This window comes from Pseudoalteromonas phenolica, from assembly GCF_001444405.1.
Taxonomy (GTDB): domain Bacteria; phylum Pseudomonadota; class Gammaproteobacteria; order Enterobacterales; family Alteromonadaceae; genus Pseudoalteromonas; species Pseudoalteromonas phenolica.
Genome location: NZ_CP013187.1, coordinates 1 through 17,859 on the forward strand (window position 1 = coordinate 1; position 17,859 = coordinate 17,859).

Sequence of the window (17,859 nt, forward strand, 5' to 3'; positions counted from 1 at the left end):
AGCTTGGGAAAACTTAATTTGATCACAATTATCGCGTGTGATCTTGGTTGTTTTTTGTTATGATCTGTTGCTCGGATCTAAAATAAAAAACCTTACAAAACAGGTGTTTAATTATTTTTATCAACAAGATCCTAGTTTTTGCAAAAGTCAATATTGAAGTTGTGGATAAGATCAATTCATAATACCCGGCTTCCACTTATATTTTGTGATAATAATTAATCAATTCTTGTACTCTTTTCGATGTACGGGAATATTAACCCATTGGAGTTGTTCAGCGTGTATCTGTCTGTTTGGCAAAGTTGTTTATATGTGTTGCAAGATGAATTGCCATCTCAGCAATTTAGTATGTGGGTTAGGCCACTGCAAGCAGAGAGTACCGATGATACTTTGACCATTTATGCACCTAATCGCTTTGTTTTAGATTGGGTCAGGGAAAAATACCTTAATCGTATCAATGAGTTATTAGTTGAAATTTGTGGTGATGAAGCGCCTGAGTTACGTTTTGACGTTGGCACTCCGGTTGCTGCTCAAGTAAATATTCCTACAGAGCAGATAAATAATGTGTCACCTCAAGCAACCAGCAACGAACAAGTTCAAGTGACCGCTCAGCCTGTTGCAGAACAAAAAGTAGAACCTGCACCTAAATCTGGTTATAAATCTAATATTAAAGAAAACTATACATTTGATAACTTCGTTGAAGGTAAATCAAACCAGTTAGCAAAGGCGGCTGCAACGCAAGTGGCCGATAACCCGGGTAATGCGTTTAACCCTGTTTTTATATATGGTGGTACAGGTTTAGGTAAAACTCACCTTTTACATGCGGTGGGTAATGGCATCATGGAAAAGAAGAAAGATGCCAAAATTGTCTACATGCACTCTGAACGTTTTGTTCAAGACATGGTTAAAGCATTACAAAATAATGCCATTGAAGAGTTTAAGCGTTATTACCGTAGCGTTGACGCTTTGATGATCGATGACATTCAATTCTTCGCAAACAAAGAGCGTTCGCAAGAAGAGTTTTTCCATACCTTTAATGCTTTATTAGAAGGTAACCAGCAAATTATTTTAACCTCTGACCGTTACCCGAAAGAAATTGAAGGGGTAGAAGACAGATTAAAATCTCGTTTTGGTTGGGGTTTAACCATAGCCATTGAGCCTCCTGAGCTTGAAACGCGTGTGGCAATCCTGATGAAGAAAGCACAGCAAAGTAATATTAATTTACCGCATGAAGTGGCTTTCTTTATCGCGAAAAAATTACGTTCAAATGTACGTGAACTCGAAGGGGCGCTTAACCGTGTGATTGCAAATGCAAACTTCACAGGTCGTCCAATTTCTATTGATTTCGTAAAAGAAGCATTGCGTGACTTATTAGCATTGCAAGATAAACTGGTTACGATTGATAACATTCAACGTACAGTCGCTGAGTACTATCGTATTCGTGTTTCTGACCTATTATCTAAGCGTCGTAGTCGTTCGGTTGCAAGACCAAGACAAGTGGCGATGGCGTTATCTAAAGAATTAACAAACCACAGCTTACCTGAAATTGGCGATGCATTCGGTGGTCGAGATCACACCACTGTGTTACATGCTTGCCGTAAGGTAAAATCACTTCGTGATGAGAGTCATGAAGTAAAAGAAGATTATCAAAATTTAATTAGAACATTGTCGTCTTAATTTTCGGGCTTAATTTATTATGCAAATTACAATTTCAAGAGAGCAATTTTTAAAGCCGTTAATGCAGGTTTCAGGTGCCATTGAGCGTAAACACACACTACCTATTCTTTCTAATGTACTGTTAGAAATTAAAGATGGTGTTTTAGCCATGACGGGTACCGATTTAGAGATTGAATTGGTTGCAAGTTCGCACCTTGAAAATCCAGCTGAAGACGCCAAACTGACTTTACCGGCTAAGAAGCTACTCGATATCTGTAAAAGCTTACCTGATGGTTCAGAACTCACTTTTTCAATGCAAGAGCATCAAGTGCTTTTAACTAGCGGAAAAAGTCGCTTTTCATTAACGACTTTGGCAGCTGAAGACTTTCCAAACCTCGAACAGTGGGATGGTGAAGTTGAATTCAAGACGACCCGTTTAGAGTTAAGACGTTTATTAGAAAGCACGCATTTCTCAATGGCGAACCAAGATGTGCGTTATTATTTAAATGGTATGTCATTTGAAGTGGATAACAGCGAAATTAAAACTGTTGCCACTGATGGTCACCGTTTAGCAATTGCGGCTCAGCCATTGTCTGAATCTTTAAATACGCAGCGTCAGTTAATTATTCCAAGAAAGGGTGTGCAAGAAATTATGCGCCTTTTACCTGCTGACGATGAACTAATCACAATTCAGTTTGGTGCGAACCATGTGCGCCTAATTGATGGTGAATTTACTTTCACCAGTAAATTAGTTGATGGTCGTTTTCCTGATTATCGTCGTGTTCTACCACGCGGTGGCGATAAATTAGTGACTGCAAATCGTGAGTGGCTACGTAGTGCATTCCAGCGTGTATCTATTTTATCGAACGAGAAGTTCCGTGGTGTTCGTCTTAATTTATCAAGTGGTTTATTGAAGATCACAGCGAACAACCCTGAACAAGAACAAGCAGAAGAAGTGGTTGAAGTGGGTTATCAAGGTGATGACTTAGAAATTGGCTTTAACGTTTCTTATGTTTTAGACGTATTGAATACATTAAAAACAGAAGATGTTCAGTTCACTTTATCTGACTCAAACTCAAGTGCATTAATTGAGGGTGTAAGCCAAGATGATGCAATGTATGTTGTGATGCCAATGCGCCTATAGTTTATGAGTTTGAATTATATTAGCCTCAATCATTTTCGAAATATTGAGGCTTTATCATTTCAGCCAAGCGCAGACATTAATATTATTTATGGTGCGAATGGCAGCGGTAAAACCAGTCTTCTCGAAGCTATTTATTTCCTTTCTCACGGCAAATCTTTTCGTACTAACAAGCAGAAACTCCTAATTCATTATGAGCATGAGTCTTGTATTGTTCATGCTAAAAAACAACACCTTAACTTGTCTATACCTGTAGGAATTAGTAAGAACAAGCAAGGTGAAACACAGCTAAAAATACAAGGACAAGCCAGTAGAAAAATCTCAGAACTGGCCCAATTGTTACCTGTGCAAGTGATAACTCCTGAAAGTTATGAGTTGTTTTTTGGTGGGCCAAAAGAGCGTAGAAAGTTTCTTGATTTAGGCGTGTTCCACGTGGAACATTCTTTTTTTAATGCATGGCGGCAGTTCAATAAAATTCTAAAGCAACGTAATGCACTCCTAAAATCTCGTCCACATAATTACGCCGAACAAATCAAATTCTGGGACGTTGAATTTATTAAGGTGGCCGATCAAATAAATATTGCAAGAAAAGCCTATATAGAGAGGTTTAATGCGTATTTTTTTGATAAAATAGTGAGTCAAATACCTATATTTTCTGGCCTAGAATTGCGTTATGATGCTGGTTGGAAAGAAGACTTAGCTAGCACGTTAAAAGCGAACTTTGAGCGTGATGTTAAGCTTGGATATACGAGTAAAGGGCCGCATAAAGCTGATTTTAGCTTTTATATAAATGGTCATAGTATAGAAAATATTTTTTCTCGGGGTCAGTTAAAACTGTTGTTGTATGCGTTAAAGATTACGCAAAACACCTTAATTGAAACCGAAACGAAAAAGCAGTCGATATTGCTAATCGATGATTTACCCTCAGAGTTAGGGGAAGAAACGATGACAAGTGTGGCTGAATTATTAAAATTATGTCAGTCACAGCTATTTATTACGGCTATTACTGCTGAAAGTATTTCTGCTGTTGTGGAACCAATACAAAGAGAAAAGAAAATGTTCCACGTGAAACATGGCAGTTTAACAACATAAAATTGGAAGAAACCCATGTCTGAAAATTACGATTCGTCCAGTATTAAAGTACTGAAAGGATTGGATGCGGTAAGAAAGCGTCCGGGAATGTATATAGGGGATACAGATGATGGCACTGGTCTTCATCATATGGTATTCGAAGTAGTAGATAACTCTATCGATGAAGCATTAGCTGGTTATTGTGATGATATCTTCGTAACTATTCATACTGACGGTTCTGTATCAGTTCGAGATAATGGACGTGGTATTCCTACCTCTATTCACCCTGAAGAAGGGGTATCTGCTGCCGAAGTTATCATGACGGTACTTCATGCCGGTGGTAAATTCGATGATAACTCATATAAAGTATCAGGCGGTCTTCACGGTGTAGGTGTTTCAGTAGTAAACGCGCTATCTGAAAAGTTGCAACTTACAATCCGTCGTGAGGGTAAACTTCACCAGCAAAAATATACAATGGGTGTACCAGATGCACCGCTAGCTGAGATTGGTGAATCTGAAACTACAGGTACTGAGTTACGCTTCTGGCCAAGTGCTGAAACTTTTTCTGATACAAATTTCCACTACGATATTCTTGCAAAACGTCTTCGTGAACTTTCATTCCTTAACTCAGGTGTGAGTATTATCCTGACCGATGAGCGTGAAGAGAATAAGCAAGACCACTTCAAATATGAAGGTGGTATTCAAGCTTTCGTTGAATATCTAAACCGTAAGAAAACACCTGTACATCAGAATGTATTCAACTTCACTTCTGAGCGTGAAGATGGCATTAGTGTTGAAGTATCAATGCAGTGGAATGACGGTTTCCAAGAAAACATCTACTGTTTCACGAACAATATTCCTCAGCGTGACGGTGGTACTCACTTAGCGGGTTTCCGTGCTGCACTGACTCGTACTCTGAACAACTACATGGAAAAGGAAGGCTTTAACAAGAAAGCGAAAACAGCAAGTAACGCGACAGGCGATGATGCGCGTGAAGGCCTAACAGCTGTTGTGAGTGTTAAAGTACCAGATCCAAAGTTCTCTTCTCAGACCAAAGATAAACTTGTATCAAGTGAAGTTAAGTCAGCTGTTGAACAAGCCATGGCTGAAAAACTTAACGAGTATCTACTAGAAAATCCGAATGATGCGAAGACGGTTGTAAATAAGATCATTGACGCTGCTCGTGCGCGTGAAGCTGCACGTAAAGCACGTGAAATGACTCGCCGTAAAGGCGCAATGGATTTAGCGGGCTTACCTGGTAAGCTGGCTGATTGCCAAGAAAAAGACCCAGCACTGTCTGAACTATATATAGTGGAGGGTGACTCGGCGGGTGGTTCTGCGAAGCAAGGTCGTAACCGTAAGAACCAAGCAATCCTGCCGCTGAAAGGTAAAATTCTGAACGTTGAGAAAGCACGCTTTGATAAGATGCTATCTTCTCAAGAAGTGGCAACGCTTATTACTGCACTTGGTTGTGGTATTGGCCGTGACGAATACAACCCAGAAAAGCTGCGTTATCACCGTATCATCATCATGACCGATGCTGACGTCGATGGTTCGCACATTCGTACGTTACTATTGACCTTCTTCTACCGTCAGATGCCTGAAATCATTGAGCGTGGTTATGTGTATATTGCTCAGCCGCCACTTTATAAAGTAAAGAAAGGTAAGCAAGAGCAGTACATTAAAGATGAAAATGCGCTTACTGGCTACTTATTAGAGTTAGCATTAAATGGTGCTGCGTTATATCCAGCTGAAGGTGCTGCTGCAATTGAAGGCAATGCACTAGCAAATATCGTTTATGATTATCAGAAAACGGTAGAAGTGTTAGAGCGATTAAATCGTAAATACCCTGCATCAGTAACGAATCGTTTAATCTATCAACCTGAGATCACAGAAGCAGATCTATCTGATAAAGACAAAGTAACTAGCTGGACAGAACGTTTAGTCGCTGACCTTGTAGAAAAAGATGAAGATGCAACTATCTTTAATGCTGAAGTAGCGCACGACGAAGAGCGTCATATGTACTACCCAGTGGTTAAGATCCGTCAGCACGGTGTTGATAAAGCTTATACACTAGACTACAACTTCATTACGTCTAAAGATTATGTACGTATCGCAAACACAGGTAAGCAAATGGCGAACTTGATGGAAGAGAGCGGTTACGTACAACGTGGTGAGAAGACGCACCCAGTTACTGATTTTGTATCAGGCCTTGATTGGTTAGTGAGTGAATCTAAGCGTGGCTTGTATACACAACGCTATAAAGGATTGGGTGAAATGAACCCAGACCAGCTTTGGGAAACAACGATGGATCCAGGTGCACGTCGCATGCTTCAGGTAACCATTGAAGATGCCATTGCAGCTGACCAATTGTTTGCGACATTGATGGGTGACCAAGTTGAACCTCGTCGTGAGTTCATCGAGAGCAATGCATTGCGTGTTGTGAACTTAGACGTTTAATCGAGTTCTAAAATAATATTTAAAAAGGCGGGTTTTCCCGCCTTTTTTTATGTTTGATGCTTAAAACCCTGCACAGCACGCGGTATACTGAGCATAATTTTCAATCACAAAACCCTGCGTGATTAGCCATTTGATGTGAGCTAGTAAAGCGCAATGAGCCAAATTAAATTAAGCCAACTATGCAAAAATACGATTTAAAAACCTTTCAAGGCTTGATCCTGGCACTACAGGATTACTGGGCACAGCAAGGCTGTGTGATCGCTCAGCCACTTGATATGGAAGTAGGCGCGGGTACATTCCACCCACTGACATTCTTAAAATCAATTGGTCCAGAGCCAATGTCGAGTGCTTATGTACAACCATGTCGTCGTCCTACAGATGGCCGCTACGGTGAGAACCCAAACCGTCTTCAACATTATTATCAATTCCAAGTTGTGTTAAAGCCATCTCCAGATAATATTCAAGAGCTGTATTTAGGTTCACTTGCTGCGATGGGCATTGATACGTTAACGCATGAAGTTCGTTTCGTAGAAGATAACTGGGAATCACCAACGCTAGGTGCTTGGGGTCTTGGTTGGGAAGTGTGGTTAAATGGCATGGAGGTGACTCAGTTCACCTACTTCCAACAGGTGGGCGGCTTAGAATGCGCACCGGTAACTGGCGAAATCACTTACGGTCTTGAACGTCTTGCTATGTATATACAAGGTGTAGACAGTATTTATGACTTAGTATGGACTGATGGCCCAATGGGTAAAGTCACTTATGGTGATGTATTCCATCAGAACGAAGTTGAACAGTCGACTTATAACTTTGAGCACGCGGATGTTGATGCTTTGTTTGCACAGTTTGATCAATGTGAAAAAGAAAGTGAAAAACTGATTGAAGCAGGTTTACCACTACCAGCATATGAGCAGGTAATGAAAGCATCTCATGCCTTCAATTTATTAGATGCCCGTCATGCTATCTCAGTAACAGAGCGTCAACGTTATATCCTTCGTGTACGCGCATTATCTAAAGCTTGTGCACAGGCATATTATGAAGCGCGTGAAGCGCTTGGTTTCCCGCTTTGTAAGGACTGATCATGACAACTGAAAATTTATTAGTAGAAATTGGTACTGAAGAGTTACCACCAAAATCACTGCGCAAACTAGCGACGGCTTTTGCAGACAACCTAACTGAAGAGTTGAAAGTATTAGAGTTATCTTTCGAAAGCATTAACTGGTATGCATCACCACGCCGTTTAGGTTTACAGGTTTCAGCGCTTGCGACCGAACAGCAAGATAAAATTGTAGAAAAACGTGGTCCTGCGACTAAGGCAGCTTTTGATGCTGATGGTAACCCAACTAAAGCGGCCATGGGTTGGGCGTGTGGTTGTGGTATCGAAGTGAGCGAAGCTGAAACGCTAGAAACAGAAAAGGGCGCTTGGTTACTTCACCGTGCGACAGTAAAAGGTCAAGCGGCTACAGAGCTACTTGCAGATGCAATTAACAAAGCGCTGGCTAAATTGCCTATTCCAAAACCTATGCGTTGGGGCGCGAATAAAACACAGTTTATTCGTCCTGTGCATACTGTGGCTGCACTTCTTGGCGGCACACAAGTACAAGGTGAAGTACTAGGTAAAGCGATCAGTAATGAACTGCAAGGTCACCGTTTTCATCATCCAGCACGTGTAACTGTAAACCACGCTGATGAGGTATTCGAAACGCTTAAGTCAGCTTATGTTGTTGCAGATTACGAAGCACGTAAAGCACAAATTCGTGCACAAATCGAAGAAGCTGCTGCGGCAGTTGACGCGGTTGTGGCAATGGATGAAGACCTACTTGAAGAAGTGACTTCACTCGTTGAGTGGCCGGTTACACTAACAGCGTCATTCGAAGAAGAGTTCTTAGCAGTACCTGATGAAGCGCTCATCTATACCATGAAGGACGACCAGAAGTACTTCCCGCTATTAGACAAAGCAGGCAACTTAATTAATAAGTTCTTATTTGTGTCTAACATTGAAAGTAAAGATCCAAGTGTGGTTATCTCAGGTAATGAAAAGGTTGTTCGTCCTCGTCTAGCTGATGCACAATTCTTCTTTGAAACCGATAAAAAGAAAACCCTTGAAAGCCGCCTAGAATCTTTAGGTAGCGTATTATTCCAAAAGCAGCTTGGTACTTTAAAAGACAAGTCAGAGCGCATTGCGGCATTAGCGGGTTATATCGCTGAGCAAGTTGGTGCAGACAAGGCATTAGCTGAACGTGCAGGTCTATTAAGTAAAACAGACCTAATGACTGAAATGGTCATGGAGTTCACTGACGTACAAGGTGTAATGGGGATGCATTACGCACGTATTGACGGCGAAGCAGAAGAAGTTGCGCTAGCACAAAACGAGCAATATATGCCGCGTTTTGCTGGTGATAACTTACCATCAAATCCTATCAGCTATGCTGTTGCCTTGGCAGATAAGTTCGACACGCTAGTGGGTATCTTTGGTATTGGTCAAGCACCAAAAGGTGACAAAGACCCGTTTGCACTTCGTCGCGCAGCCATCGGTGCACTTCGTATTATGGTTGAGAAAGAGCTTAAGTTAGATATCCATGACATTGTTGCTAAGTCTCAGGAGTTATTTGCTGACAAGCTAAGCAATGACAATGTGGCTGAAGACGTGTTTGAATTTATGTTAGGTCGTTTCCGTGCTTGGTACCAAGATGAAGGTATCAGTGTTGATGTGATCCAAGCAGTATTAGCACGTCGTCCATCTTCACCAGCTGATTTCGACCGTCGTGTTAAAGCGGTAAGTCACTTCCGTACATTAGCAGAAGCTGAAAGTTTGGCTGCAGCGAATAAGCGTGTAAACAATATTCTTGCTAAGAATAATGTGACTAGTGATGCAGCTGTAGATAACGCTTTATTAGCCGAAGACGCAGAGAAAGTGCTAGCAGCACAAGTTGCTGAGTTAACCGAAGCGCTTGCACCAGTTTACGCTGCAGGTGATTATCAAGGTGCATTAACGCAACTGGCAAGCCTACGAGAAGCGGTAGATAACTTCTTCGATAATGTAATGGTAATGGCTGATGATGAAGCGGTGAAGAATAACCGTTTAGCGCTGCTAAGTCAGTTAAGTCGCTTGTTCTTAAATACAGCGGATATCTCGGTCCTTCAAAATTAATCTGTTTGATTGAGAACGTGTCAAAAGCCAACCTCAGCGGTTGGCTTTTTGTCATTTAGTGTTAGAGGGTTACAAACTCTTTTACAAAATACTTCGCACTTTTACAGTTGTTTTGATTCTAATGGGTATGAATTAGAACAGCTCAGAACTAAGCTGAGCAAAATGGCTGAGAGGAATTTAAAAGTATGAAAAAACTATCCGCAGCGTTAATGGCTTTATTACTTTCTGCGTGTTCGAGTCAGGTATATGTTCCAGGCCAAGAGACTATTCAGCCGAATGTAAAACCCCTTGATAGAGATATGTATCTGCGTGGTGACTTCACCTTATGGGATGCAGAACCTCACTATAAACTGGGCGCACAAGAACCGGGTATTTACACGGTACGCGCAAAGTTTATGACGCCGGGCAAAGTGTATGAATTTAAAATTGCTGATGAGTCTTGGACTAAAGGTTTCAACTGTGGTTATCAGTCGTCAGGTTCACTGCAATTAAATAAACCAATACCAGCGAACTGTGACACGGTATATAACTACTTTAGTTTTGCACCGAGTAAAAAGGGCTGGTACACCATTACCTTTGATTATCGAAATTCGGCATCACCTATGGTCATGGTGAGTAAAGGGTAAGTTAAAGCGAATGAATGCTTTACAAAAAAGGGCTATTTGCCCTTTTTTACTAGGTAACGGAAAGGTGCTTGTTCAACTTCTTTGGCAACCAATGTATGGTCCATAAATTCACAGAAACTTGGAATATCACGGGTGGTTGATGGATCATCAGCGATAATTAATAACGTTTCACCATCAGACATTTTTCTCACCGCACCACGCACCATCATCACAGGCTCAGGACAACGAAGACCGATTGCATCTAATGTATGATCGGGATTAGAAAATGGCATGGTGACTCTCTTAAACAAGCTAAAAATAGGGCGAATATTTTACCCACTGCGCGATGACAAATAAACCATCACAAGCTGCTAATTTGAGCTTTATAGAGATTTAGAACTCAAAACGAAAAAAGGCAAAGCGTTTTCACACTTTGCCTTTGTACCAGCATTCATGACTGAAATACTGGTTCACCAAGTTGAGTTTTGCGTTTTGAATAATTTCTCGACAAGAGAAATGAGCGCAAGCGCTGTAACAGTTCACTCAGTAAGTAAACTGTTTTAGGCTTATTCTACACGCTCAAACACCGTTGCGATGCCTTGGCCTAAACCAATGCACATGGTGGCTAAACCATATTTTGCACCTTTGTCTTCCATCAAGTGGATAAGTGACGTACTGATACGTGAACCCGAACAACCCAGTGGGTGACCTAGGGCTATCGCACCACCATTTAGATTCACTTTCTCGTCCGCCACTTCAAGTAGACCAAGATCTTTCAATACAGGTAGAGACTGTGCAGCAAATGCTTCGTTAAGCTCGGCTACATCAATATCATCAATCGTGATACCTGCTTGCTTAAGAGCCTTCTTACTTGCCGGAACCGGACCGTAACCCATGATTGATGGATCGCAGCCTGCAACCGCCATTGACTTAACACGGGCACGAATAGGTAAGCCTAATGCTTTGGCTTTCTCTTCGCTCATTACGAGCATCACAGATGCACCATCTGACAGTGCTGATGAAGTTCCCGCAGTTACCGTGCCTGACGCTGGGTTAAACACAGGGCGAAGTTGCGATAAACCTTCAAGTGTTGTCTCTGGACGAATGACTTCGTCGTTTTCTACTAATACCGGCACGCCATCATCATCATGACCTTCAGTTGGTAAAATTTCACGAGCGAAACGACCTTCAACGGTCGCTGCATGTGCACGTTGGTGTGAACGTACCGCGAACGCATCTTGTTGCTCACGGCTGATACCATGAATCGTTGCAAGGTACTCAGCGGTTAAACCCATTGAGCCTGCAGCTTGTGCCACTGAAGTTGATAAGCCAGGGTGAAAATCAACACCGTGTGTCATAGGTACATGACCCATGTGCTCAACACCACCAATCAGGTAAGTGTCACCAGCACCAGTCATGATTGCGCGCGCAGCATCATGCAGTGCTTGCATTGATGAGCCACATAAGCGGTTAACGGTAACCGCTGGCACTGTGTGAGGAATACCAGCAAGCAGTGCCGCATTTCGCGCCACGTTAAAGCCTTGCTCAAGCGTTTGTTGAACACAACCCCAATAAATATCGTCGATGCTTGCAGGATCAACTTGTGGGTTACGCTCAAGAATACCTTTCATTAGGTGTGCACTTAAGTCTTCTGCGCGACGGTGTTTGAACACACCGTTTTTAGAGCGGCCCATTGGCGTACGAAGACAATCAACGATTACTGCATTTTGCATAGTCATGTTATTGGCCCTCCACGGCATAGAATACTTTACCTTCAGTCGCCCATTGACGCGTCTGTTCTGATACTTGGTAAATCTCACCTAGATGTGCGTACTTGTCAGCCATAGCAACAAAGTTAGCTAGGCCAATTTGATCTAGGTAACGGAATGCACCGCCTCTGAATGGAGGGAAACCAATACCATAAATAAGTGCCATATCAGCTTCTTGTGGAGAAGCGACAATGCCTTCTTGTAAGCATAGTAGGACTTCGTTGATCATTGGCACCATACAACGCTCAATGATGGTTTGTTTATCAAACTCAGTTGCCGCATCGCAAATGCTGCTTAGTAGTGCAACTGCGTCAGCGTCTTTGCTCTTCTTAAGGCGACCGCGACGATCTGGTGCATATTTGTAGAAACCTTTTTGGTTCTTTTGACCAAAACGCTCAGCATTAGCAAGTACCGCAACCGGATCTTTATCTTGGCGAGCCATGCGAGTAGGGAAGCCATCGGCCATCACACCCGTACAATGATTTGCTGTATCGATACCGACAACGTCTAGTAGGTATGCCGGACCCATAGGCCAACCAAATACGTTTTCCATGACTTTATCTACTTTAGTAAAGTCAGCGCCTTCAACAACGAGTTTGCTGAAACCTGCAAAGTAAGGGAAAAGTACACGGTTAACAAAGAAACCTGGGCAGTCATTTACTACGATAGGTGATTTGCCAAGTTTTAGTGCGTAATCAACCACGGCTGCAACGGTTTCATCTGAAGTCTTTTCACCACGGATGATCTCAACAAGCGGCATTTTCGGCACAGGGTTGAAGAAGTGCATACCACAGAAGTGCTCTGGCTTTTCTAGTGCTTCAGCCAGTTCATCAATACGGATTGTCGATGTGTTCGAGGTTAAAATTGTGCCTTCAGGTAATTGCTTTTCAAGCCCTGCAAGTACTGTTTTCTTAACTTGTGGATGTTCAACAACGGCTTCAACCACAATGTCAGAGCCCGCTAAATCAGCATCATTCAGTGTTGGTTTGATCTTACCTAGCGTGCCAACCATCTTGTCTAGTTTCATGTGACCGCGTTCTACTTTCTTACCAAGTAGTGTTGCCGCTTCATTCATGCCTAGATCAAGGGCCGCTTGGTTGATGTCTTTCATGACAATCGGCGTCCCTTTATAAGCAGATTGGTAAGCGATACCACCACCCATGATACCTGCACCCAGTACTGCCGCTTGTTTAATCTCTGTAGAAGATTGTTTCGCTTGTTTCTTCGCAACACCTTTGATGTATTGGTCTGCTAAGAAAATACCCGTTTGCGCGGCTGCTTCTGCTGTTTTAGCCAATTTTGCAAAGTTGGCATTTTCAATTGCCATTGCTTCATCGCGTGTTGCATTGGCAGCGGCTTTAATTGTTCTTACAGCCATCACAGGTGCAGGGTAGTGACCTTTGGTTTTACCCATCACTAGACCTTCAGCCATTGCGAAGCTCATGCCTTGCTCAACGCGGTTTAGTTTCAGTGGGTCAAGTTTTAGCTGACGTTTTGCACGCCAATCAAGTTTGCCAGCAACAGCTTGCTCAAGAGTTTTAACTGCTGCTTCAACTAATTTGTCTTTTGCAACCACACCGTCTACAGCACCGACTTTCAATGCGTCTGCTGCACGGTTTTCTTTACCTGTGGTGATCCACGTCATGGCATTATCAGCACCGATAATACGTGGTAAGCGAACTGTACCACCGAAACCAGGCATGATCCCTAATTTAACTTCTGGTAGGCCGATTTTTGCGTTTTGACTTGCGATACGGTAATCCGTTGCAAGTAACCATTCACACCCACCGCCAAGTGCAAGGCCATCAATAGCAGATGCAGTTGGGAACGGAAGGTCTTCGATGGCATCGAAAATATCTGTTGCTGACTTGATCCAACCAACTAGTTCTTCTTCTGGGCGTTGGAAAGTCGGTAAGAATTCAAAAATGTCGGCGCCGATGATGAAATGGTCTTTATCACTGGTGAAAACCATCGCCGCGATATCATCGCGTTGGCTAAGTTCGGCAAATGCTTTGCCACATTCTTGTAGGGTTTGCTGAGAGAGTTTGTTTACCGAACCTGGCATACAGAACTTAAACTCAGCGATATTGCCTTTGTAAAAATCAACAACAAAGGACTCGCTCTTGTATAACATGCTTGTTCTCCCGTGTTATCACACTGGTACGATGAGTTGTTAATTTACTCAGTTTGGACCCTTTAAATTAAAATTGCAATGAAAAATTTACCAGAGGTTTACGCCTGCCTTAAAAATTTGCAGTTGAGCTGCTAAGGTGGTTGAGTGACACAATGCTCAAGTCATTTTTACCCTGATGGCGTTTGGTCTTGATAACGGTCGATGTACAAACTTGGTTTGTGTTTTTTATTGATGTGTTATTTGTGCGTAGAACCAATGCCCTTGAGTACATTTATTCATCTTAGAGATAGCCAAGTTTAGGCAAGATGAATGCATTAATACTTATCTCATTCATTAATTTAAAATTTAAAGTGTAAAGGTCATTATGAAATCTTGGATCATGACCATTGCCGCTACCAGCCTTGGCGCATTTAGCTGGTTTTCTTCTGCGAGCAATGATCATCAAGCATTTAAAGATGCTGAAAAAGTTGCACGTTCAGGTAATTACGAAGCGTTTAAAGCGGCGATCAACGACTTAGATCACCCGCTCAAACCGTATGCTGAACTGGCGTTTTATAAACGTTACCCTCGCCTCAAATATCAGCAAGACATCAGCCATTATTTAAGTGTCTACGATAACACGCCGTTAGAGTGGCCGGTGCGCAAGAGCTGGCTCGAGTATTTGCAGCGTCGTGGAAAAAAAGCGCTCTTTGTTGAGTATTACCAGCCCACCAGCAATGCTGAGTTACAATGCTACTATTTACAGTATCAAATTGATTTAGGTGCACCGAAAGCACAGCTGCTTGATCAAGTTGATGCACTTTGGACGGTCGGAAAGTCTCAGCCTAAAGCGTGCGATAAGTTATTTAGAGTATGGCGAAAAGACGGGCGTATGACACAAGCTTTGGTGTGGCAGCGTATCACTAAAGCGGCGCAGGGCGGGCAAGTTGCGCTGTTGCCTTATTTAAAAACGTTGCTCCCTAAAAAAGAAGCTTACTTGGCTGATTTATATAAAGCAGTCAGGCGTGACCCAAGTGCCTCTGCAGGCTTATATCGGTATAAGAAGCGCTCAAGTAAAGAGGCTGAAATCGCGGTTTATGGTGTTAAACGTCTTATTTGGCGAGACCAAAAGCTGGCGCTGAGAGCATGGGACAAACTACAAGGTATGTTTACATTCAGCCAAGCGCAAAAAGATGCAGTGGCGTATCGCTTTGCATTGGCTTTGGCATCAAAAGGGCATGATGATGCACGCTTTTGGCTAAACAAAGTACCAGAAGAGTTACAAGATACTAAACTGCGCCAGTGGATGATGGCCAATATGCTCAAAGAGCAAGATTGGGCAGGGATTGTGGCTTTATTTACGGGGATGAAGAACTTAAGTAACGGCCAACAATATTGGCTTGCTTATAGTTACAATCAGCGTGGTGAGCCTGAAAAAGCACAGCAGTTATGGCAGCCTTTGGCGGTAAAGCGTGATTATTATGGCTTTTTAGCCGCGGCACGTTTAAATATGCCTGTGTCGTTGAATAAGCAAACCCTAGATGTACCACAACCCATCATTGATAAGGTGTCTCAGGCACCGGGCTTTTTGAGAGCGAAAGCCCTTTATGAGCTTGAGCGTTTTACTTCTGCACGCAGAGAATGGAATTATCTCACCAACACTTCAAGTAATGCCGAGAAGCTGGCTGCATCGGTTCTCGCTGCAGATCTTGAGTGGTATGACAGTGCTATCCGTACTTTAGCAGAGATTAAAGCGTGGAATTATGTCGACCTACGATTCCCAATGGCCTTCGAAGCGTTATTCACGCGCTACAGTAAGCGTAATCATGTGGACCTAGCGTGGAGTATAGCTATATCTCGTAGAGAAAGTTCGTTTGCGCCAGATGCGGTGTCTCATGCTAATGCACATGGCTTAATGCAATTATTGCCGAGTACGGCTCGATACGTTAGCAAGCAAAAAGTCTCTAAACGTCAGCTTTATAAGCCAGCCACTAATATTCGTTTAGGTACCGATTACTTAGAGTATTTAAAGAAAAAGAATGGTGGCAATGAGATTTTAGCTACGGCTTCTTATAACGCGGGGTATCATCGAATTAAGCGCTGGTTACCCGAGCAAGGTATGCCAGCTGAGTTATGGATAGAGCTCATTCCATTTAAAGAAACCCGAAACTATGTGAAAAACGTGATGGCATATCGTCAGGTTTATCACACTAAGTTGGGTCGAGAGGGCAATATATTGGCCCCAATCTTGGATATGAAAATAGAGAAGTAAGTGAAGCTGGCAATCTAGCGTGTTGGCTGGATTGCATTTCTGGCCTTATGCTAGACTGGCAAAATGAAAAACCAAACGAAATGGGTACACCATGGAACAATTAGCACATTTATACGCTGAGCATATTGCAACATTGCAGCAGCGCACCAAAACCATTATTGAGCGAGAAGGCTTAGATGGCTTAGTGATCCACTCTGGACAAGCAAAGCGCCAGTTTTTAGATGACATGTATTATCCGTTTAAGGTGAACCCTCAGTTTAAAGCTTGGTTACCTGTGATCGATAATCCACATTGTTGGATTGTGGTAAACGGCGAAGATAAGCCTAAACTCATTTTTTATCGTCCGGTCGATTTCTGGCATAAAGTGCCTGATGAGCCGAGTGACTTCTGGGCTGAGTATTTTGATATCCAGCTATTATTACAGCCAGATCAGGTAGAAAAGTATCTACCATACGATAAAGAAAAGTTTGCTTACATTGGTGAGTACTTAGAAGTGGCACAGGCATTAGGTTTTACCAATGTAAACCCTGAGCCGGTAATGAACTACTTGCACTTCCACCGTGCTTACAAAACGCAATATGAATTAACTTGTCTACGTGAAGCAAACCGTCTAGCTGTGTTAGGTCATAAAGCTGCACGCGATACGTTTTATGCGGGTGGCTCAGAGTTTGCGATTCAACAAGCTTACCTAAACGCTACGCAGCATATGGAAAATGACACGCCATACGGCAACATTGTGGCGCTTAATGAAAACTGTGCAATCTTGCACTACACGCATTTTGACCGCAAAGCACCTGCTAAGCATTTATCTTTCTTAATTGATGCAGGCGCAAACTTTAACGGTTATGCGTCTGATATTACCCGTACGTATGATTTTGAAAGAAAAGGTGAGTTTGCTGAGCTGATTAAAGTTCTGAACGATCATCAAATTGAGTTAGGTAAAGGTTTACAGCCGGGCAAACTATATGGTGATTTACATATAGAGTGTCATAAGCGCATAGCGCAAACCTTAGCGGACTTTAAAATTGTAAATCTTGCGGCAGATGACATTGTGGCTAAAGGCATTACTTCAACATTCTTCCCACATGGTTTAGGTCACCATTTAGGTTTGCAAGTGCATGATATGGGTGGTTTCATGGCTGATGAAGCAGGTACGCACCAAGCGCCACCTGAAGGCCATCCATTCTTACGTTGCACACGCAAGATTGAAGCAAACCAAGTGTTCACTATCGAGCCTGGTTTATACTTCATCGATTCACTACTCGGTGATTTATCGAAGACGGATAATAACCAATACATTAATTGGGAAAAGGTTGACGCATTCAAGCCATATGGTGGTATTCGTATCGAAGACAACATCATTGTGCATGACGATCGTCTAGAAAATATGACGCGTGATTTAGACTTAGACTAATTAAGTCGACGCATTGAAACGAAATTCGTTACACTAACGGGAAGCAGTTGCTTCCCGTTTTTTATTAAAGAATCTAATACCAATCCTCTTAATTAAGTGATCTATTTTGAGGCAAGGAAAGCTTGTCGATAACGCCGCTCACGCCTCCTGCTATCGCTGAGGTACCTACTTCCATGTAGGCAAGGCGAAAATTTTGCTATTTAGTTATTC

12 protein-coding genes are annotated in these 17,859 nt (G+C 42.5%); 9 read left to right on the plus strand and 3 right to left on the minus strand.

Features of this window, described 5'->3' with window-relative positions:
- Window positions 1-276: 276 nt before the first annotated feature.
- The 7 genes from dnaA to PP2015_RS00035 all read left to right on the plus strand — a co-directional run bounded on the left by dnaA (window position 277) and on the right by PP2015_RS00035 (window position 10,102).
- Complete coding sequence (gene dnaA / locus PP2015_RS00005; protein WP_058028279.1) at window positions 277-1,674, plus strand: chromosomal replication initiator protein DnaA; 1,398 nt, start codon at window positions 277-279, stop codon at window positions 1,672-1,674.
- A gap of 19 nt (window positions 1,675-1,693) precedes the next feature.
- Window positions 1,694-2,797: a DNA polymerase III subunit beta gene (gene dnaN / locus PP2015_RS00010; RefSeq protein ID WP_058028280.1), complete on the plus strand. Its 1,104-nt coding sequence runs from the start codon at window positions 1,694-1,696 to the stop codon at window positions 2,795-2,797.
- A 3-nt stretch (window positions 2,798-2,800) separates the two neighbouring features.
- Window positions 2,801-3,886, plus strand: a complete 1,086-nt coding sequence (gene recF / locus PP2015_RS00015; RefSeq protein ID WP_058028281.1) for a DNA replication/repair protein RecF — start codon at window positions 2,801-2,803, stop codon at window positions 3,884-3,886.
- Between the two features lie 15 nt (window positions 3,887-3,901).
- On the plus strand, window positions 3,902-6,325 hold the full coding sequence (gyrB, locus tag PP2015_RS00020; protein WP_058028282.1) for a DNA topoisomerase (ATP-hydrolyzing) subunit B: 2,424 nt from the start codon (window positions 3,902-3,904) through the stop codon (window positions 6,323-6,325).
- A 179-nt stretch (window positions 6,326-6,504) separates the two neighbouring features.
- On the plus strand, window positions 6,505-7,404 hold the full coding sequence (gene glyQ, locus PP2015_RS00025) for a glycine--tRNA ligase subunit alpha (RefSeq protein WP_058028283.1): 900 nt from the start codon (window positions 6,505-6,507) through the stop codon (window positions 7,402-7,404).
- A gap of 2 nt (window positions 7,405-7,406) precedes the next feature.
- Complete coding sequence (glyS, locus tag PP2015_RS00030) at window positions 7,407-9,476, plus strand: glycine--tRNA ligase subunit beta (protein WP_058028284.1); 2,070 nt, start codon at window positions 7,407-7,409, stop codon at window positions 9,474-9,476.
- A 185-nt stretch (window positions 9,477-9,661) separates the two neighbouring features.
- Entirely contained in the window at window positions 9,662-10,102 is a 441-nt protein-coding gene (locus PP2015_RS00035; protein ID WP_058028285.1) for an early set domain-containing protein, read from the plus strand.
- Window positions 10,103-10,134: 32 nt separating this feature from the next.
- Here the strand turns inward: PP2015_RS00035 and tusA are convergent, their stop codons facing one another.
- From tusA to fadB, 3 genes are all read right to left on the minus strand, one after another.
- Window positions 10,135-10,374, minus strand: a complete 240-nt coding sequence (gene tusA, locus PP2015_RS00040) for a sulfurtransferase TusA (RefSeq protein ID WP_058028286.1) — start codon at window positions 10,372-10,374, stop codon at window positions 10,135-10,137.
- Window positions 10,375-10,647: 273 nt separating this feature from the next.
- Window positions 10,648-11,814, minus strand: a complete 1,167-nt coding sequence (fadA, locus tag PP2015_RS00045; RefSeq protein WP_058031497.1) for an acetyl-CoA C-acyltransferase FadA — start codon at window positions 11,812-11,814, stop codon at window positions 10,648-10,650.
- A 7-nt stretch (window positions 11,815-11,821) separates the two neighbouring features.
- Window positions 11,822-13,984, minus strand: coding sequence for a fatty acid oxidation complex subunit alpha FadB (fadB, locus tag PP2015_RS00050; protein WP_058028287.1), 2,163 nt, complete (start codon window positions 13,982-13,984; stop codon window positions 11,822-11,824).
- A 364-nt stretch (window positions 13,985-14,348) separates the two neighbouring features.
- On the opposite strand from fadB, the gene PP2015_RS00055 reads away from it, so the two are divergent.
- Both PP2015_RS00055 and pepQ read left to right on the plus strand, forming a co-directional pair.
- Window positions 14,349-16,235 carry a transglycosylase SLT domain-containing protein gene (locus tag PP2015_RS00055; RefSeq protein WP_058028288.1) on the plus strand — a complete coding sequence of 629 codons (1,887 nt, stop codon included), beginning with the start codon at window positions 14,349-14,351 and terminating at the stop codon, window positions 16,233-16,235.
- Window positions 16,236-16,326: 91 nt separating this feature from the next.
- Window positions 16,327-17,649, plus strand: a complete 1,323-nt coding sequence (pepQ, locus tag PP2015_RS00060; protein ID WP_058028289.1) for a Xaa-Pro dipeptidase — start codon at window positions 16,327-16,329, stop codon at window positions 17,647-17,649.
- Window positions 17,650-17,859 lie beyond the last annotated feature (210 nt).